The organism is Deltaproteobacteria bacterium, from assembly GCA_020848905.1.
GTDB lineage: Bacteria > Myxococcota_A > Polyangia.
In genome coordinates, this window is record JADLHG010000031.1 from 365,835 (window position 1) to 385,364 (window position 19,530).

Sequence of the window (19,530 nt, forward strand, 5' to 3'; positions counted from 1 at the left end):
CTTCCCGTCGCCACCCGACCGCCCTCGTGCGTCGGCCCCAGGAGGGCCCAACCCTTGAGGTATCCTCGTACCCTTGGCATGCTTACTCCTCGACGCTGGCGAGTGCAAGGGGCAGAGTGGCCCGTCCCGCGCGGCGAGCAAGTGGCCGCAGCTCCACAGGGGGCGCACGCTTACCGCGGTCGGGCGGCGCACCCGCCGGGCCGCGAGAGGAGAGGATCATGGCGGTCAGCGCGAGCAAGGGGGCCCGAGACGGCTCTGCGGACCTCCTCGGCCAGAGCGCGGAGTACGTCGAGGAGCTCTACGCGACCTGGCGTCAGGATCCAGGGGCCGTGCCCGAGAGCTGGCGCGCCTTCTTCGCCGGGTACGAGCTCGGTCAGGCCGGGGCCCCCGGCAGCGCGGAGGGCCACGCCCAGTCGAAGCTGGCCAGCCTGATCTACGCCTACCGCAGTCAGGGGCACTGGATGGCGCACGTGAACCCGATCGCGCCGCCCCCCGGAGACCACCCGGCGCTCGCGCTCGAGGCTTTCGGCTTCACCGAGGCGGACCTGCCGCGCGTCTTCGACACGGGTCACCTCCCGGGCCCACCCCGCGCCACGCTCGGGGAGATCCTGACGCAGCTCCGCGAGACCTACTGCCGCTCGGTGGGGGTCGAGTACGTGCACATCCAGGACCGCGAGGTGCGGCGGTGGCTACAGGCCCAGATGGAGCCGGGGCGCAACCGGCCGGCCTTCCCGCGCGCGAGGCGGCTCCAGATCCTCGAGGATCTCACCGACGCCACGGCGTTCGAGCGTTTCACGCATAGCAGGTATCCGGGTCAAAAGCGGTTTTCCGTGGAGGGGGCGGAGACGCTGATCCCCGCGCTGCGCGCGCTGATCGAGCTCGCGGCGGAGCTCGGCGTAGGCGAGGTCGTGGTGGGGATGGCCCACCGGGGACGGCTCAACGTGCTGGCGAACGTCCTCGGCATGCCGCACGAGCTCATCTTCTCCGAGTTCGAGGGGAACTTCCTGCCGGACTCGGTCCACGGCGACGGGGACGTGAAGTACCACAAGGGCTACGGCTCCGAGGTCCGCACGCAGACCGGGCGGGCGGTTCACCTGAGCCTGACCGCGAACCCGAGCCACCTCGAGGCCGTGAGTCCCGTGGTGGAGGGGCGCGTGCGGGCCAAGCAGCGCCAGAAGGGGGACACCGAGACGCGTCGGGCGGTCCTGCCGCTGCTCATCCACGGGGACGCGGCCTTCGCCGGGCAGGGGATCGTGGCCGAGACGCTGAACCTGTCGCTCCTCCCCGGCTACCGCACCGGGGGGACCGTCCACCTGGTGATCGACAACCAGATCGGCTTCACCACGCTGCCCGGGGAAGCGCGCTCCACCTGCTACGCCACCGACGTGGCGAAGATGATCGAGGCGCCGATCTTCCACGTGAACGGCGAGGATCCCGAGGCGATGGTCTTCGCCACCGAGCTGGCGCTGCGGTTCCGGCAGACCTTCGGCCGCGACGTGGTGGTGGACCTGGTCTGCTACCGGCGCCACGGGCACAACGAAGGCGACGACCCGACCTACACCCAGCCGGTCATGTACGCCCGCATCGCCGAGCGGCCGCCGGTGGCCGAGCTCTATCGGCAGCAGCTCGTCGCGGCGGGGGAGCTCGGCGCCGCCGAGGCGGAGGAGCTGGCGCTGGACTACCGCGCGCGCCTGGAGCAGGCCCACGAGCTCGTGAAGAGGACGCGCACGCAGTTCCGGCCGAGGACCTTCGAGGAGCACTGGCAGGGGCTCGACGCGCCCTTCTCGTTCGCGCCCACCGACACGGGCGTCCCACGCGAGCTGCTCGGGGAGGTGGGACGCGCCCTGACCGCGGCGCCGGCCGATTTCCACCTGAACCCGAAGATCGCGCGGCGGCTCGAGGCGCAGCGCAAGGCGCTCGAGGGGGACGGCTCGGTGGACTGGGCGTTCGCCGAGGCGCTCGCGTTCGGTACGCTGCTCGCCGAGGGGACGCCCGTGCGTCTCAGCGGGCAGGACAGCGCGCGCGGCACCTTCTCGCAGCGCCACGCGGTCTGGCAGGACGTGACGAGCCAGGCGCCCTTCGTGCCGCTCAACCACCTGCGCGAGGGTCAGGCCCGCTTCTGCGTCTACAACAGCAGCCTGTCGGAGGCCGCGGTGCTCGCTTTCGAGTACGGCTACGCGCTCAGCGAGCCGCGCATGCTCATCCTCTGGGAGGCGCAGTTCGGCGACTTCGCGAACGGCGCACAGGTGATCGTGGACCAGTTCATCACCGGGGCGGAGTCCAAGTGGGAGCGCGACAACGGCCTCGTGCTCCTGCTGCCGCACGGCTACGAGGGGCAGGGGCCCGAGCACTCGAGCGCCTACCTCGAGCGCTACCTGCAGGCCACCGCGGATCACAACATCCAGGTCTGCTACCCGACGACGCCGGCCCAGTACTTCCACCTCCTGCGGCGACAGGTGCGGCGTCCCTTTCGCCTGCCGCTCGTGGTCATGACGCCCAAGAGCATGTTGCGCCGCAAGGAGGCGGTCTCGGCGCTCGGGGAGCTCGCGGACGGGAGGTTTCAGGAGGTCCTCGACGACACGCGCGACCCGCGGAGCGTGCGCCGCATCGTGCTCTGCACGGGCAAGCTCTTCTGGGAGCTCCGCGAGGCGTGCGAGCGGCAGGGGCGAGAGGACGTGGCGCTCGTGCGGCTCGAGCAGCTCTATCCTCTGCACGAGGAACGGCTCACGGCGGCCCTCGGTCGGTACCCGGCGGCCACGGAGCTCACCTGGGCCCAGGAGGAGCCGGAGAACCGCGGCGCCTGGAGCTACATCTTTCCCATCCTGCTGCGCCTGGCGCCGGGGCTACGCCTCGCCTACGCGGGCCGGCGTCGCAGCGCGAGCTCGGCCACCGGGTCGCTGAAGGCGCACGAGCACGAGCAGCAGCAGGTGCTCGAGGCAGCGCTCGCCCGAGCCGAGGCGCGCGACCTGCGGATGGCGAACCGGAGCACAGGATCATGATGATCGAGGTGAAGGTCCCGTCGGTGGGCGAGTCGGTGAGCGAGGGCGTGCTCCTGCAGTGGTTCAAGGCGGGGGGCGAGGTCGTGCGGCAGGACGAGCCGCTCTTCGAGCTGGAGACCGACAAGATCACGATGCAGGTGCAAGCGGAGCGGGGCGGGCGGCTGAACGTCGAGGTGGCGGCGGGCGCGACCGTGACGATCGGCCAGGTGGTGGGGCGGATCGACACCTCGGTCGCGGTTCCGGAAGCGGCCGAGCCGCAGGCCGAGACGGCCGACCGACCGCCAACCGCACCCCCGGCCGTCGTCGCGCCGAGGCCGCGTGACCCCGTGACGGCGCCGGCGGTGGTGGGGACCCCCGCTGCGCCCGTACGCTTGGCTCCGTCGCTCCGGCGCCTGGTGCGGCAGCATGCGCTCGACCCGCAGACGCTGGTGGCCTCGATCCCCGGCGGCCGCGTCACCCGGACGGAGGTGGAGGCGGCGGCCTCGGGCGCGCCGAGCGGGGCGGGTGCGTCGCAGAGCGGCGGGGCGGCGGTCGGCGCACCACGGCCGCGCGAGGCGGTCGGTGCCGACGGAGAGCCCCGCGAGACGCGGCGTCCGATGACGAGCCTCCGGCGGCGACTGGCGGAGCGGTTGGTCCAGGCGCAACACGACGCGGCGATGCTCACCACCTTCAACGAGGCCGACCTGTCCGCGCTCCTCGCCCTGCGGGCGCGCTACCAGGAGGAGTTCTCGCGGCGAAACGGGATCAAGCTCGGGTTGATGTCCTTCTTCGTGAAGGCCGTGGTGGAGGCGCTGCGCAGCGTGCCGGCCTTGAACGCGCGCCTCGAGGGGGACGAGCTGGTCCAGAACCACTACTACGACCTTGGCGTGGCGGTGTCGACCGAGCGCGGGCTCGTGGTGCCGGTCGTGCGGGGGGCGGATCGGCTCACCTTCGCCGAGGTGGAGCGGACCATCGCCGAGCTGGCCGAACGCGCGCGGTCGCGGAGGCTGGAGCTCCCCGAGCTCCTCGGCGGGTGCTTCACCATCTCGAACGGCGGGGTCTACGGGTCCCTGCTCTCGACGCCGATCCTGAATCCGCCCCAGTGCGGCATCCTCGGCATGCACGCCATCAAGAAGCGTCCCGTCGTGGTGGCCGACGAGCTTGCGGTCCGGCCGATGATGTACCTCGCGCTCTCCTACGACCACCGCATCGTGGACGGGGAACAGGCGGTGACCTTCCTGCGGCGCGTGGTGGAGTGCGTGGAGGCCCCCGAGCGGCTGATGCTCGAGGTGTGAACGAGCTCGCGCCGATGACGGACCCCGGCGCGTGAAGACAGCCCGCGCGGCTCGGTTCGGGGGGGCGTCAGGCGCTCCGCAGGAGCTGCCGCAGCACGGTGTGCAGGATGCCGCCGTTCCGGTAGTAGTCCACCTCGATCAGGCTGTCGATCCGGCAGCGCGTGTCGAAGCGCAGCGTGGTTCCGTCCTCGCGTCGGGCCTCCACGGCGAGCGTGGTGCGCGGCTTGAGGTCGTCCCCGAGCTCGATCGAGAAGAGCTCTTTGCCCGTCAGGCCGAGCGTCTCGGCGTCCTGGCCGCTCGCGTACTCGAGGGGCAGGACCCCCATCCCGACCAGATTACTGCGGTGGATGCGCTCGAAGGAGCGGGCGATCACCGCCTTCACCCCGAGGAGGTAGGTCCCCTTGGCCGCCCAGTCGCGGCTCGAGCCCATGCCGTAGTCCACCCCGGCGAGGATGACCGTGGGAACTCCATCGGCCTTGTAGCGCTCGGCGGCGTCGTAGATCGACATCTCCTGGCCGTCGGGGAGATGCAGGGTCCAGTTCCCCTCCTTGCCGGGACAGAGGAGGTTCTTCAGGCGGATGTTGCCGAAGGTCCCGCGGGTCATGACCCGGTCGTTGCCCCGTCGCGCGCCGAAGGAGTTGAAGTCCTCGGGCCTGACCCCCTGCGCCACGAGGTACTGCCCCGCCGGGCTCTTCGTCGGGATGTTCCCGGCCGGGCTGATGTGGTCGGTGGTGACGCTGTCCCCGAGCTTCGCCAGCACGCGCGCGGATCGGATGGGGGCGATCGGCCGCGCCTCGCGGCTCATGTCCACGAAGAAGGGCGGCTCCTGGATGTACGTGCTCGCCGCGTCCCAGGCGTAGAGGTCCCCGCCGGTCACCGGGATCCGGTTCCACCGCTCGTTCGAGCGCTCGATGTCGGCGTACTGCCGGCGGAAGGTCTCGGGGTCGAGCGCGGCGTCGAGGAGCGCCGAGACCTCGGCTCCGGTGGGCCACACGTCGCGCAGGAAGATGGGCTTGCCGCCGGTGCCGAGGCCCAGGGGTTCCTTCTCGAGGTCGAGGTCCACGGTGCCCGCGAGCGCGTAGGCCACGACCAGCGGCGGGGAGGCGAGGTAGTTGGCCTTCACGTGCGGGTTGACGCGCCCCTCGAAGTTGCGGTTGCCCGACAGGACGCTCGCCACGACGAGGTCCCCTGCCTCGACGGCGGCCGCGACGTGGGCGGGCAGCGGGCCGCTGTTGCCGATGCAGGTGGTGCAGCCATAGCCGACGACGTGGAAGCCGAGCTGCTCGAGGTAGGGCAGGAGCCCGGTCTGCCTGAGGTACTCGGTGACCACGGTGGAGCCGGGGGCGAGGCTGGTCTTCACGTGCGGGCGCGTGCGGAGTCCGGCCTCCACGGCCTTCTTCGCCAGGAGACCGGCGCCGAGGAGCACGGAGGGGTTGCTGGTGTTCGTGCAGCTTGTGATCGCCGCGATGACGACGGCGCCCTGACCGAGCGGCCCCGGCTCGGCGCCAGGGTAGGCCACGGTGGCGGTGCGCGACGTCTCCTCTTCCTTCAGATTGAAGCCGCGCTGCGCGACCGGGGCGCGGAGGTCGCGCTGCCAGGTGGCGCGCATCTCCTTCAGCGGCACGCGGTCCTGCGGGCGCTTGGGGCCGGCGAGGCAGGGCTGGATCGTCGAGAGGTCGAGCTCCACCGTGTCCGAGAAGACGGGGTCCGGCGTGTCGTCGGTGCGGAAGAGCCCCTGCGCGCGGCAGTAGGTCTCGACCAGCTCCACGAGCGTCTCCGGGCGCCCCGTCCGGCGCAGGTAGCGCAGCGCCTCGGCGTCCACGGGGAAGAAGCCCATCGTCGCGCCGTACTCGGGGGCCATGTTCGCCACCGTGGCGCGGTCGGCGAGGGAGAGCGCCGAGAGCCCCGGCCCGTAGAACTCGACGAACTTCTCGACCACGCCCTTCTTGCGGAGGAGCTGCGTCACGGTCAGGGTCAGGTCCGTGGCGGTGGCCCCCTCGGGGAGTCGCCCGCTCAGCCGGACGCCGATGACCTGCGGCGCAAGCATGTAGAGCGGCTGGCCGAGCATCACCGCCTCGGCCTCGATCCCTCCCACCCCCCAGCCGAGCACGCCGAGGCCATTGATCATGGTGGTGTGGGAGTCGGTCCCCACGAGCGAGTCCGGGAAGACCACGGTGCGCCCGTCGTCGGTGCGCTGCTGCACCACTCCGGCGAGGTACTCGAGGTTCACCTGGTGCACGATGCCGCTCCCCGGGGGCACCACGCGGAAGTTCCGGAACGCCTGCTGTCCCCAGCGCAGGAAGACGTAGCGCTCCTCGTTGCGCGAGAACTCGAGCTCCAGGTTCTGCGCCAGCGCCGCGGGCGAGCCGAAGGCGTCCACCTGGACGCTGTGGTCGATGACCAGGTCCACGGGAATGAGCGGGTTGATGCGCTGGGCGTCGCCGCCGAGGCGGGTCATCGCGCTCCGCAGCGCGGCGAGGTCGACCACGGCCGGGACCCCGGTGAAGTCCTGCAGGATCACGCGCGCCGGCTTGAAGGGCAGCTCCTTCTCCGAGGGAGCGGCGGCCTGGTAGCCCGCGAGGGTGAGGATGTCTTCGCGGGTCACCGCGCGGCCGTCCTCGTTGCGCAGGAGCGCCTCGAGGATGACCTTGATGGAGAAGGGTAGCCGGGACACATCGGCCACTCCGCGCTCGCCGAGAGTGGCGAGGCGGTAGTAGGAGATCTTCCCCGAACGCGTGTCGAGCTCGGCGCGCGCGCCAAAGCTGTTGGTCTGCGGATTCTCGCTCATGTCAGCTCCCGTGGCGGATGTCGAAGTTCTAGGCCCTCGAGCCAAGAAGGGTCAAGGGAGTCGAGGTCCTCCGGACGGTCGACGTCGGCGAGCGGCGCCAGCAGGGCCACCGCGAGGGAGGCCGCTCGCGCGCGCTCGAGGGTCCGTTCGAGCACGGTGGGGCCCCCCCAAGGGATGTCGTGAAATAGCGTGGGCGCTCTATTTCGCAGGCCGACGAGGTAATAGCCGCCGTCGTGCGCCGGCCCGAGGACCAGGTCGTGGGACGAGAGCGCGGCGACGGCCTGGCGCAGGAGCTCGGCCGAGAGTCCGGGGAGGTCGCAGCCGACGAGGACGGCGCGTGCTCCACGTCCGAGTCGGTCGTCGAGCGCGCGCCGCAGGCGTTCGCCGAGGTCCCCCGTCCCCTGGGGCTGCCAGCAGAGGTCCTCCCCCAGCCAGGCGGTCAGGCGCTCCGGGTCGCCCCCCTCCGTGCGAACCTCCACGGCCAGGCCGGGGGTCGCGCGCTGCAGGCGGAGGGCCTCGCCAAGAGCGTGCCCGGTGAGGCGCCGCTGCAGCGCCGCGGCCCCTTCGGCCCCGAGGCGCGGGATGAGCCGGGTCTTCGCGCGACCCGCCTCCGGGTAGCGGGTGAAGAGGATCACCGTGCAGCGCGGGGGGGACAGGCTCGTCGGCATGGGCGGTCGCGATTATACTGCCCGGGTCGCCCCGCGGAGTCCCTCACGTCGCATGTACGCCGGCCGCACGGTCGCTCTCATCGTTCCCGCTCTCGACGAGGAGGAGGCGCTCGGGCCGCTCCTCGCCGCGGTGGAGCGGACCGTCGTCGACCGGCTGATCGTGGTCGACAACGGTTCGACGGATGGGACGGCGGACGTAGCTCGCCGCGCGGGCGCGCTCGTCGTCTCCGAGCCCCGGCGGGGCTACGGGCGGGCCTGTCTGGCGGGGATCGCCGCTGCCGAGGGGGCCGAGTGGCTGGCCTTCATGGACGGGGACGGCAGCGACGACCCGACCGAGCTCCCGGCGCTCCTGCGCCGCCTCGAGCGCGGAGCGGAGCTCGTGGTGGGTTCGAGGGTCCTCGGCGGGGCGGAGCGCGGCGCCCTCACCCCCTTGCAGCGCTTTGGCAACGCGCTCACCTGCACCCTCGTGCGCGCCTTCTGGGGGGTGCGCTTCACGGACCTCGGGCCCTTTCGCGCGATTTCCGCCGAGTCGCTGCGCGGACTCGAGATGCGCGACCCGGACTACGGCTGGACCATCGAGATGCAGGTCAAGGCGGCCCAGCGGGGGCTGCGCTGCGAGGAGGTCCCCGTCCGCTGCCGCGTGCGCCGGGGGGGCCGGTCCAAGGTGAGCGGGACGGTGAAGGGCTCGCTCGGCGCGGGACGCCGGATCCTGGGCTACGTCCTCTCGGCCAAGGTGGCGGAGTGGGGCTCGCTCCCGCCGAGCCGCCGCCGAAGCTGATCGTACGTTTCAGAAAGGTAGTACTGAATCAGCTCGCTCCCGTCGGGGGTGAGCGACGTGGCGAGCCCCGAGAGCGGTCCGGAGGCCAGCTCCTCGTCGGAGAGGAGGGCCATCATGCGCAGCGCGGCGGCGATGTCACCGCAGGCGACGAGCCCCGCGTGGTTGGCCGTGCGCTCGACGTGCCCGAGCCACCGGGCGGGCTGCTCGCGCGGGGACCCGCCGCGGAGGTCGCGCTGGTAGGCCGCCGCGATCTCGTCGATCTGCGCCACGGCCGTCGGCGGAAGCTGGTCCAGGAAGGGGTCCGTCTCCGCGCTCCGCTCGGCGGGCGGTCGCAGGAGCTGGGCGAGAAGCTCGGCGAGCTGGCGCCGATCCTCGGCGGCGAGCCGCGCGACCAGCGCGTGGCCCGACATGAGGAGCTGAGCGCTGCGGGCCACCACGAACGCGAGCTCGAGCGCCGCCTCGGTGAGGAACACCTGGTCGAGGACGATGCGCGGACGGCCGCGCGGGTCGGCGAGGACGCCGCCGGGGACGTCGGGCGCCACCTCGACCAGCGCGTCGAAGCCGAGGACCCAGAGCGCGCGCTGGATCGTGGCGGAGAAGGTCTCGTCCCCCACCTCGTCGGCGGCGAAGCCGTCGTCCGCGAGCTCGAGCGGGAAGAGGCGCTCGAGCGGTTCGCAGACCACCTCCCAGAGCTGTTCGACCCGGGCGTCGGGGAGCGGCGGCGCGAGGAGTCGCCAGAGCGGTGCGTCGAGGCAGCGGGTGGGCCAATGGTCCACGTCCCCCGTCGCTCCCTGCAGGGTCGGGTCGTCCTCGCGCTCGAGTCCGCCGCACGCCTGCCAGACCCGGAGCACCCGCCCCGCGCGCTCCTCGTCCCCGCGCAGGCGATACACCTCGGCCAGCGAGGGGAGGACGGCGAGCTGCACCCCGTCGTCGACCACGAGGCGATGGAGCTGCTGGATCGCGCCGCCGAGGTCGCGCTGGTCTGCGGCCTGCAGCTCCGCCAGCACGATCCGATCGGCGAGGTCGCCGTCGCTGCTGTCGACGAGCGCCGCGTATTCGGCCTGTGAGGCGCGCAGACGCCCCCGCGCGCGCTGTACGCGACCGAGTCCCCGGCGGAGCCCGACGGCGTCGGCGCGTCGCCCGGCCTCGTTGAGCTCGTGCAGGGTGTGCGACAGCAGCTCCTCGGCCCCCTGACCGTCGTTTTTCTCCACGAGCTGCGCGGCGAAGGAGAGGGCTGCCTCGACGCACAGCGGGTCCTGCTGCAAAGCGCGACGGAAGGCCACGAGAGCCTCGGAGCGCGCTCCGGTGCGGAGGAGCGTCACGCCGAGGTAGTGCTCGAGCGAAGCGCGCACGGAGGGCTTCAAGGTGTCGAGCGAGCTGGCGCGTTGCACCAGCGCCTCCATCGTCGCGCGCGCGCCGGCGAAGTCCTGCGCCACGTACGAGGCTTGTGCGAGTCCGAAGGCCGCCGGCACGTCGTCCGGGGCCAGGTCGAGGGCGCGGGAGTAGGCCTCGGCCGCCCGCTGCGCGTCGTCCAGCTGGACCGACCAGGCGTCGCCGAGGAGCGTGAGCGCGCGGACGCGGAGTTCGGTCGGCGCGTGGGTCGCGAGGTCCTCGAGCACCGCCACCGCCTCGTGGGGCTGCTGCAGCGCCAGGTGGAGCTCGGCGAGGGTCTGGGCCGGAAGGAGCTCGTCGGGGCCGGCCTGACGGGCTTGCTGGTAAAGCTCGACCGCGCGCTCGGCCTCGCCGCGCCGCTGCGCGAGCAGCCCTTCGGCGACGAGGAGGAGCGAGAGGCCACGCCGATTTCCGTCGGCCTTCAGTTGCTCGAGCAGGCGCGAGATGGCCGCGGCGAAGTCGTAGCCGTCGGGCGTAGACCGACACAGATCGACGAGCACGGCCAGCGCCTCGTTGTTCCCCGGGTTCAGCTCGAGGGCCTGGACCAGGCACTGGGCCGCCTCCGCGGGCTGGGTCCGTGCGAGCAGCTGTCCCTTGCGGGCGAAGAACTGGCTGCGTCGCGGAGCGTCCCCGTCGGCCCCCATGCGCGAGGCGAGGCGGGAGGCGAGACGGAGCGCGCGTTCGTGGTCGTCCCGCTCCACCGAGAGGTTGAAGAGCGCGAGGAGCGCCGGCTCGTAGTCGGGCTGGGCGGCGAGCGCGCGGTCGTAGAGCGCGGCCGCGCCCTCCGGGTCCCGGAGCTGCCGCAGGCGAATCTCGGCCATGCGGGTCAGCACCCCGGCCTGCTCGCGCGGGCCGTCCCAGAGCTTTCGTTCGAGCTCCAGCGTCTGGAGCACCTCTTCCCAGTCGCCGCGGCGCTGGTGGAGGTCCCGCAGCCCCTGCAGCGCCGGAATGCAGCCGGGAGATTCGTGCAGCGACGCGCGATAGAGCGTGATCGCCTCTTCCTCGTTGCCGAAGCGGGCCTCGAAGATCGAGCCACACTTGAAGTAGAGCAGCGAGCGGTCGTTTGCGCTGCGTTCGACCTGGATCAGGTCGCGCAGGACCGCGGCGCAGCTCTCCCACTGGCTCGTGGCCTCGTAGATGCGCGCCAGCGCGCGCAGCGCGGGCTCGGAGCGTGGGTCGATCTCCCGGGCGCTCTCGTAGAGCTGCGCGGCACGACCCGGGTCCTCGAGCTCGGTCTCGCAGTACGACGCCAGCTCGAGCCGTTTGGCGAGGGTCGCCGGCGTGGGCGGCGCAAGCGTCAGCCGCGTCTGGAGCAGGTCCACCAGCCGGTCCTGCTTGCCGAGGGCGCGGTAGGCTCGCTCGAGCTGTTCCTGCGCCTCGTCGTCGGTCGGTTCGCGGCGCAGCACCTCCTCCCAGAGATCGACGGTGTCGCTGTCCCGCTCCGGAAGGCGGGCGCTGGCGATGCGAGCCGCCTCGCGGTAGCACTCGAGCTGGAAGAGCTCGTTGTCGGGCATCAGCCCGGCTCGCCGCTCGTAGACCTCGATCAGTCCGCGCCAGTCCTGCTGCTGGGCATAGATGCCCTGCAGGGCCTTGAGCACCGCGGCGCTCTTCGGGTCGTGCTCGAGCGCCCTGAGGTAGCTCGACGCCGCCTCTCCCGGCTGGTTCAGGTGCGTGAGGAGCACCTGCCCGCGCCGCGTGTAGAGGTCTCCCGGGCGGTACGCGTCGCCCCCCTCCTCGACCCAGCCGATCGCCAGGTCGTAGAGCATGAGCAGCTCGGTCCACAGGTGGCGCTGCAGGCAGAACCCCTCGACGAGCGTGAAGACCTGCCGGTTCGCCGGGTCGGTGCGGAAGGCCTCGAAGTAGGCTTCCCACGCGGCGGGGAAGTCGCCCGCCTCGGCCAGCAGCTCGGCCGTGCGCAGGGCGTACGAGGCGCGCGCCGCCTCGTCGCGGGCCCCCTCGGCGCGCTGCCGCATGACCTGCGCGAGCTCTCGAGGGAAGGTGTCGCGATAGAGGCGCGAGAGCTCCTGGAGCACGATCCCGCCGTCGGGCCGGAGCGCGAGGGCCTGCTCCAGGTAGCTCATGGCGGCCTTGAGGTCCCCCTCCTCCGAGAGGCAGCGCCCGAGCAGCAGCAAGAGCTCGGCGCGGCGGTTGCGTTCGGTGACGATGCCGAGCTCCAGCTCGACCACCGTGCGCAGGCCCGGATAGTCCCCCAGTCGCTGATAGAGGCGCTGGAGGCCGTGGAGGGCGGGGAGATGCTGCGCAAACTCGGTCACAGCACGCTGGTAGTGGAGGAGCGCGTCGGGGTCCCCGAGCTGCTCGAGCACGTCGGCGAGCTCGGCGTGCCTGTCGGCCCGTTGCGGTCCGGTCTGGGCCAGCGCGAGGAGCTGCGCGCGAACCTCCGCCAGGTCGGGGAGCCGCCGGAGCTCCGCCAGCGCCTCGGCCAGGAGCTCGAGCGTGGGGACCGCGGGCGGAAGGCTCTCGAGGGCGTTCACCAGCAAGGCCCAGGCCTCGTGGCTGCGGGCCAAGCGTTCGAGGCGCGCCAGGGCGCCCGGGTGCGTCGGGTCGGAGCGGGCCGCCTGCGCGTAGGTTCGCAGGGCACGGTCGGGCTCGCGGTCGGCTCGCTCGTAGACCTCTCCGAGGGAGAGGAGGAGCCCGAGGCGGGCATCGGGGCGCTCCTCGATAACGAGCAGGCGTTCTAGAATCTCCTCCAGGTCCGCCCAGTTCTCCTGCTCGAGGTAGAGACGCTGCAGCGCCGAGAGGGCCGGCACCGACGCGGGGTCGAGCTCGGCCGCCCGGCGACAGGCCTGGACCGCGGGATAGGGCTGGCCGAGGCGCTCCTTCAGCACGCGCGCCTGCTCGAGGTAGGCTCCAGCGGCCTCCCGGGGGTCGCCGGCGGCCTCGGCGAGCCGACGCCAGACGCTGACGGCCTCGGTGAAGGCGCCCCCCGTCTCGTGGAGCTGGGCCAGCTCTCGGAGCACCGACAGGTCGGTCGGGTGGAGCTCGTAGGCCTGTTCGAGGTGATGGCGCGCCACCACGGGCTCGCTCGCCAGCGCCGCGAGAGCCCGCAGCGCTGCGGCGCGGTTGGCCGGGGCGCCGGGACCCTGGGCCTGCGCGCGCAGCACCGTTTCGAGCTCGTCACTGCGACGCTGGTCCTTGAGGAGGAGCCCGAGCAGCGGCAGGGCCAGCGGGTCGTCGGGGACGGCGGTCAGCGCCTCGCGCGTCAGGCGCTCCGTCTCCTCGAGGTCGCCGGCGGCGAAACGGAGGGCCGCCATCGCCCCACAGAGCTGCGCTACCAGCTCCGGGTCGCGGGCCGTCGCCAGCTCCTGGCGGTAGCAGTCGAAGAGGCGAGCGGGCAAGCCCTGCGCGCGGTAGTAGCGCTCGAGGTCGCCGAGGGCGTGCGGGTCCGAAAGCAGCGCCAGGCCGTCGCGCCGCAGGGCCGTGGCGGTCGAGATGTCGTGGTGGTGCGCCTCGACGAGCACCGCCGCCTGCCGCAGCAGCCGGCCGCGGTGCCGTCCGGGGAGCGGCTGCTGGCGGCTGTAGAGCGGGAGCAACTCCTCGGGCTTGATCCCCTGCAGGCGGAACCTTTCGACGAGCGCCGCCGCGTGGGGGTCGGACGACTGTTCGTGCAGGGACTGCTCGGCCAGGGCGAGCGCTCCGTGGTGATCGCCGCGGCTCGCGTCGAGCAGCAGCGCCAGGCGGAGGCGGTAGGCGCGGGCCATCGCGGGGGCGCCCGCGAGGCGGCTCAGCTCGCCGTAGATCGTGATCAGCGCGCCGAGGTCTCCCTGCTGCGCGGCGAGGTCTCGCTTGGCCCACCAGAGCAGGATGTCCGCCCAGCTCGGACCCAGCTCGACGGTCAGGTTCCCTTCCGGCTCGACGAGGGAGAGGAGCTCGGCCGCCTCCGGGAGCCGGCGGGCGGCGGTCAGCTGCCGTCCGACCTCGAAGCGGAGGGCCGCCACCTCCGGGCTCGACGAGGAATGGAGGCCCAGCAGGTCGAGCTTGCGCTTCAGCAGCGGCGCGCGATCGACCTTTTGGGGCCGCGCGCCGGCGAGCTCGAGGAGCAGCTCGATCACGAGCAGGTCGTCCGGGTCCGTCTCGAGCACCTTGCGCAGGAGATCGATGGCGACCTCGGCGCGGCCGAGTCGGTCCCAGACCCCCGTCGCGGCGGCGAGCATCGTCGATGGCGACGCGCCCTCGAGGAGCGCGCGCTCGGCGAGGGTCTCGACGTCGGCGCTCACGGCCAGCGCCAGATCGAGGAGCTCGTCGGCGCGGGCCTCGCCGCTCGCGAAGGTGCGCGCGCGCTTGGCGGCGGCGGCGGCCGGCACGGGGCGACCGAGCCAGAAGAGGTAGATGATCGCGGCCTCCTCGAGCGCTCCCTGGGCCGCCTCGGCTGGCGTTTCCGGGTGCGCGGCGAGGTCCTCGAGGAGCTGCGCCGCGGCCTCCGCCTCCCCCTGGTCGAGGAGGAGCTGTCGTCTCAGCTCGACCGCCGGTCCGCAGGTGGGTGGTGTCCGCGAGAGCAGCGCCTCCGCGGCGGTGCGGTCGTCGTAGAGGTCCCAGCGAAGGCGCGCCAGCCGGCAGCGCACGGCCGTCTCCCAGGCAGGGCTCGGTGCACCGGTGAGCTCGGCGCGAAGCGGTGCGAGGAGCGCGTCGAGGAGCTGGAGGCGATCGCTCACCACGTGCGGCTCGCCCAGTAGAGCAGGCCCGCCCCGGTGAGGAGGAGCGCGGCGGAGGTGAGCCAGATCCAGAGGCTCGGCCCCTCGTCGAGAGGGGAGGGGAGGTCCGGGTCCGCGAGCGGCGGGGCCGGCGGTTCGCGCCGCGGCTCGGGTGCGCGCTCGACGACGGCCGAGGAGGCCCGGGGGGCGGCCGGCGGCGCTCGTCTCGGGGCCTCGGGAAGCGGCGCTTCGCTCCTACGAGACGGCTCCGCGCGGTATGCCTCGGGGAAGAGTCGCTGGACCAGGGTGGCGAGCGAGGCCCGCGCCTCGTCGTCGGGCACGGTGTATGGGGCGAGGACGGCCTCGAGCGCCGCGGCGTCGGCGAAGCGCTCGGAGGGTTCGCGTTCGAGGGCCCGCATCACCGTGGCGTCGAGGGCCTGCGGGACCTCGGGGTTGAGGGTCGAGGGGGGGGCTACGTCCGACTGCCTGACCCGCTCGCGCAGCTCGAACTCGCTCTCCTCGGCGAAGAGGCGGCGCCCGGTGAGCATCTCGTGAAGCACGACGCCGGTCGAGTAGACGTCGGAGCGTCGGTCGAGAGGGAGCCCCCGGATCTGCTCGGGCGACATGTACGGCAGCTTCCCCTTGACGACGCCGATCTCGCTCGTCAGGGCCAGCGCGGCCTGCGCGATGCCGAAGTCGAGCAGCTTCACCTCGCCGTCGTACGAGACGCGCACGTTGGCCGGGCTCACGTCGCGGTTCACCACGTGCAGGGGGCGCCCCTGCGGGCCGACGAGCGAGTGCGCGTAGTGCAGCCCGCGGGAGATCATCATCGCCAGGTGGACGGCGAGCTCGATCGGGAGCGACTCCTTCTCGGCGCGGCAGCGGCGCAGCAGCGCGCTCAGGTCCTGACCGGCGACGTAGTCCATGGCGATGAACCACTGCCCGTCGACCGCACCGGCCTCGCGGCTCCGCACCACGTTCGGGTGGTCCAGCAGGAGGGCCAGCCGAGCCTCCCGGTCGAACATCTGCTGGAAGCGTTCCTGCCGGGCGAGCTTGGGTCGCAGGCACTTGATCGCTTGCCACCGGACGCCGCCGCGACGGTGGCGCGCGAGGAAGACCTCGGCCATCCCCCCCTCGGCGAGCGGGCAGACGAGCAGGTAGTCACCGAAGCGTCGAGGGAACGCGCTCTCGGAGGGGACCTCACCGGGCAATGCGAGCGAGCTCGCTGGATGGGGCGCTCCCCGCTCGGCGGGCATCTCCGTCCGTACTCTTCTTAGCTGCGTCCGGCCTCCAGCCGGGCACAGTTGACCACGGCTAGGGCCGCGATGTCGGCAAACAGCGAGAGGAAATCTGCTGCCTGGGCGGTGAAGCTGCCCGGCTTGGTCGAGATGAGGAACACGGCGCCCATCGGCGTGCCGCGCGAGCGCAGCGGCAAGAGCATGCGCTCCTCGGCCCGGTGCTCCGATCGTCCGAGCCGCGTGTCGGTGCGCGCGTCGGCCACCACGAGGGTCCCCTTGGACTTGAGGGCCGTCTGCAACAGGTCTCGCACCACGCGGCGTTCCCAGCGGTCCCCCTTCGGCGACATCACGAGCTTCCAGTCGCCGCTCGGTAGCTGGTAGGTGATGAAGCCGCGGTCGAAGGAGACCACGCGCTCGAGCACGTTGATGAGCAGCCGGTCCAGCTCGGCGAGGGACTCGGCGGTCATGCAGCGCTTGCTCACCTGGTAGAGCACCGCCAGCTGTCGCCGCTCTCGTTCCAGCACCGAGACCTCGCCCCCTTCGGCTCCACCGCCTCCCAGCCCTTGCAGCAGGTCCCCCTCGTCCGCGTCCATCGTGGGCGGGGTGGGCTCGGTCTGCGGCAGAAGGTCGAGTGGCGACGGGGCCGGCGGCGCCACGGGGCGCGGCATCGGCGCGCGGGGCGGCGGCGCGGGCGGCGGCGGCTCCGCCACGGGGAGCGCGTCGAGCTGCGAGCGCCGTTTCTCGAGCGAGGCGGGGACCGCGTCCCGGCCGAGAAGGCCGGGGGAAGCCATCGGGCGCGCCAGCGGCATCGGATCTTCGGCCGGCGCCTGCGCCGCCAGTGTGACCGAGTCGGGCTCCTCGAGGGCCATATCGATGAGCAGCCGCAGCGTGAATTGATCGGAGAACCCGATCAGATCCCCGGCGTGCACGACCTGCTCGGTGACGCGCACGCCGTTCACGAAGGTGCCGTTCGCGCTGCCCAGGTCCTTGACCAGGATGAGATCGTCGTGGACGTCGATCTCCGAGTGAAAGCGAGAGACCTGCGGGCTCACGAGGACGATGTGGTTGTCGGTGCGCTGCCGGCCGATGCGGTTCACCCCCGCCTGCAGCTCGATGCTGAGCTCGGTGCCGGGGGTGGCGGAGACGAGGCGCACGACGCGCCGACCGCGAACCCGCTCCCGCGGAAACGGGATGGTGCCCAGCTCCGGCATCGTCTGACAGAGCCCCTCGGTGCCCGCGGCAAAGGGCTGCCGCACCGGCGCGCTCCCCTCGGCCCCCGGCTTGGGAGGCCAGAGCTTCCCCGTTTCCCCCTGGGGGCGGTTCGCGCGCACGCCCGGGGCCCCCGATCCGACCGTGGGGACCTCGTGCGTTGCGTCCTTGCTCTTCGAAGGATCGCTCACGTGGACTGTCCTACCGAGCTTTCGTCCCGTCCTCGCGACGGCCGATCCGGGCGCCGACGCAGTCTTGGAATGATATCAGAGTCCAGAGGCGGCGTGACAAGAATCAACTTTCCCGAGAGGCGCTGCCGGGCGCGGGTTGGACGTCGCCGTTGTCGTCGGTCTTGGCGCCGGCCGCGGCCAGCGCCAGCTGGTAAACCCGCCGCCGCCCTTCGGACCCTCCGAGGGCCGCGGCGATGGACTTCGGACTCTCACCACGGCCGATGCGACGCGCCACCTCTTCGGCGAGGGCTTCGGCGCCGAGTCCCAGGGGGAGCTCCTCGCCCCCGCCCACGACCAGCGTGACCTCGCCGCGCGGGGCCTCCGCGGCGTAGTGCGCGGAGAGCTCGCCCAGGCGTCCGCGTCGCACCTCCTGATGCAGCTTGGTGAGCTCCCGGGCGACGGCGGCGGGGCGGTCTCCCAGCGCCTGGGCCAGGTCGGCGAGCGTGGCCGCCACGCGCCCCGGGGCCTCGAACAGGACCAGCGTCTCGGGTCGATGGCGCAGCCCGTCGAGGATCTGCCGCCGCTCGGGGCCCTTGCGCGGTAGAAAACCGAGGAAAGTGAAGCGCGCCGCAGGAAGCCCCGACAGCACGAGCGCCGCCACCACCGCGCTCGGCCCCGGCAGGAAGTCCACCGGGATCCCCTCGTCGAGGCAGCGGGCCACGAGCGCCAGGCCGGGGTCGGAGACTCCCGGGGAGCCGGCGTCCGAGATGAGCGCGATGCGCTCGCCCTGTACGAGGCGTCGCAGGAGCTCCGCGGTACGCCGGGCCTCGTTGCCCGCGAAGAGGCTGACGGTCGGGGTCCGGATGTCGTAGCGCGCGAGGAGGATGCGCGCGCGTCGCGTGTCCTCCGCGGCGATGAGCGAGACCTCGCCGAGCGTGCGCACGGCGCGGTAGGTGATGTCTTCGAGGTTGCCGATCGGCGTGGCGACCACGACCAGCTCTCCCTGCGTCGCCGTCGCGCTCTTCGGGGCGTCGGTCACTCGTCGTCCTCGCGCCCGAGCGCGACCTGCACCGCGTCGCCGAGCTCCTCTCGCAGGAACTCCCGCAGCCGGTTCATCATCCGCCGTTCGAGCTGCCGCGCGCGCTCGCGGGTGATGCCGTACTTGTCACCGATCTCCTGCAGCGTGAGCGGTTCCTCCGCCACGGTGCGGAGCTCGAAGATCTCGCGGTCGCGCCCGTCGAGGCTCTGGCCGAACTCCCGCACCTTCGCCGCGAGGCGTTGCGTGAACTCCTCCTCCTCGACGAGCTGATCCGGCCCGCTGCTCGAGGCGGCGACGAGATCCAGTCGGCTTCCTCCGGCGGGGTCGTCCGACCGCGCCGGCGCGTCGAGGGACACGTCCTGTCCCGCGAGCCGGCGCTGCATGCTCTGCACCTCGTGCTCGGGGACTGACAGGCGCTCGGCGAGAAGCCGCGGCGCGGGCTCCTCCACGCCGAGCCGCTGCAGGCGCTCCATCTCCCGGCGCAAGTTGAAGAACAGCTTTCGTTGCGACTGCGTGGTGCCGATCTTCACCAGCCGCCAGTTGTTCAGGATGAACTTGAGGATGTAGGCGCGGATCCACCAGGCCGCGTACGACGTGAGCTTGACCCCCCGATACGGGTCGAACTTCTTCACGGCGTGCATGAGCCCGATGTTCCCCTCTTGCACGAGGTCGAGCAGGCTCTGATAGGCCTTGCGGTACTCGTGCGCGATCTTCACCACCAGCCGCAGATTGGCGGTCACCATCCGTCGGGCCGCGTCGAGGTCCCCCGTCGTGTGGTAGCGCACGGCGAGCTCGTGCTCCTCCTCGGGCGTGAGGAGCGGGTAGCGTCGCGCCTCGTTCATGTAGGCCTGGAGCGGGTCGCGTCGCACCAGGCTGGGCCGGGAGAGCACGAGCGCGCGCGGGTCGCGACGTCCCCTTGCGTCCATCGGTACGAGGGCCAGCTCGTCCTGCGCCGACAGCGCCTCCACCTCGAGTTCCCCTTCTTCGGGCTCGAGCTCCTCGACCAGTTCGGTCTCCTCCGTCTCGTCTTCCGCCTCGTCCTCGGGGTCGTGCGGTGCGGCACGCTCCGCGGCCCCGCCGGCAGCGGCGGGCGCGAGCGCTGCGGACTGCGCGTCGGGGAGCGCGCTCGGCCGTCGGCCGGCACCGGGCCGCCGGGTCTTCGTATCGTCGGACTTACGGGCCATGGAGCTCACCGCGCATCCTGCGGCGAAGGGCACCAGCTGTCAACGCGCCGGGCCCACGGCGGGCAACGCTGTTCCCTCCCGGCAGGGCGCCGTGGACGTGCCTCCCCTCGCAGCCTATACTTTTCCGCGAACGTAACCGAAT

At 72.4% G+C, this 19,530-nt stretch carries 10 protein-coding genes; 3 read left to right on the forward strand and 7 right to left on the reverse strand.

The features are described from left to right. The first annotated feature begins 218 nt into the window (after positions 1 to 218). Both IT371_13785 and odhB read left to right on the forward strand, forming a co-directional pair. Positions 219 to 2,999 carry a 2-oxoglutarate dehydrogenase E1 component gene (locus IT371_13785; protein ID MCC6748726.1) on the forward strand — a complete coding sequence of 927 codons (2,781 nt, stop codon included), beginning with the start codon at positions 219 to 221 and terminating at the stop codon, positions 2,997 to 2,999. After that, positions 2,996 to 4,273, forward strand: a complete 1,278-nt coding sequence (gene odhB, locus IT371_13790; GenBank protein MCC6748727.1) for a 2-oxoglutarate dehydrogenase complex dihydrolipoyllysine-residue succinyltransferase — start codon at positions 2,996 to 2,998, stop codon at positions 4,271 to 4,273. Before IT371_13785 ends, odhB begins: the two co-directional genes overlap by 4 nt. 67 nt (positions 4,274 to 4,340) lie before the next feature. Here odhB and acnA read toward each other — a convergent pair whose 3' ends face one another. Then, positions 4,341 to 7,061 (reverse strand): aconitate hydratase AcnA, encoded by a 2,721-nt coding sequence (acnA, locus tag IT371_13795; protein MCC6748728.1) that lies wholly within the window; start codon positions 7,059 to 7,061, stop codon positions 4,341 to 4,343. Next, positions 7,058 to 7,729: a TIGR04282 family arsenosugar biosynthesis glycosyltransferase gene (locus IT371_13800; GenBank protein ID MCC6748729.1), complete on the reverse strand. Its 672-nt coding sequence runs from the start codon at positions 7,727 to 7,729 to the stop codon at positions 7,058 to 7,060. Before IT371_13800 ends, acnA begins: the two co-directional genes overlap by 4 nt. A 52-nt stretch (positions 7,730 to 7,781) precedes the next feature. On the opposite strand from IT371_13800, the gene IT371_13805 reads away from it, so the two are divergent. Further along, positions 7,782 to 8,507, forward strand: coding sequence for a glycosyltransferase family 2 protein (locus tag IT371_13805; protein MCC6748730.1), 726 nt, complete (start codon positions 7,782 to 7,784; stop codon positions 8,505 to 8,507). On the opposite strand, the gene IT371_13810 is transcribed toward IT371_13805, so the two are convergent. The 5 genes from IT371_13810 to IT371_13830 all read right to left on the reverse strand — a co-directional run bounded on the left by IT371_13810 (position 8,444) and on the right by IT371_13830 (position 19,388). Then, positions 8,444 to 14,569 (reverse strand): tetratricopeptide repeat protein, encoded by a 6,126-nt coding sequence (locus tag IT371_13810; protein MCC6748731.1) that lies wholly within the window; start codon positions 14,567 to 14,569, stop codon positions 8,444 to 8,446. The genes IT371_13805 and IT371_13810 overlap by 64 nt on opposite strands. Next, complete coding sequence (locus IT371_13815) at positions 14,566 to 15,804, reverse strand: serine/threonine protein kinase (GenBank protein ID MCC6748732.1); 1,239 nt, start codon at positions 15,802 to 15,804, stop codon at positions 14,566 to 14,568. The genes IT371_13810 and IT371_13815 overlap by 4 nt, the downstream gene beginning before the upstream one ends. 17 nt (positions 15,805 to 15,821) lie before the next feature. Beyond that, positions 15,822 to 17,186: an FHA domain-containing protein gene (locus IT371_13820; protein ID MCC6748733.1), complete on the reverse strand. Its 1,365-nt coding sequence runs from the start codon at positions 17,184 to 17,186 to the stop codon at positions 15,822 to 15,824. Positions 17,187 to 17,289: 103 nt separating this feature from the next. Beyond that, positions 17,290 to 18,204, reverse strand: a complete 915-nt coding sequence (gene rsmI, locus IT371_13825) for a 16S rRNA (cytidine(1402)-2'-O)-methyltransferase (GenBank protein ID MCC6748734.1) — start codon at positions 18,202 to 18,204, stop codon at positions 17,290 to 17,292. After that, positions 18,201 to 19,388 (reverse strand): RNA polymerase factor sigma-32, encoded by a 1,188-nt coding sequence (locus tag IT371_13830; protein ID MCC6748735.1) that lies wholly within the window; start codon positions 19,386 to 19,388, stop codon positions 18,201 to 18,203. Before IT371_13830 ends, rsmI begins: the two co-directional genes overlap by 4 nt. Positions 19,389 to 19,530 lie beyond the last annotated feature (142 nt).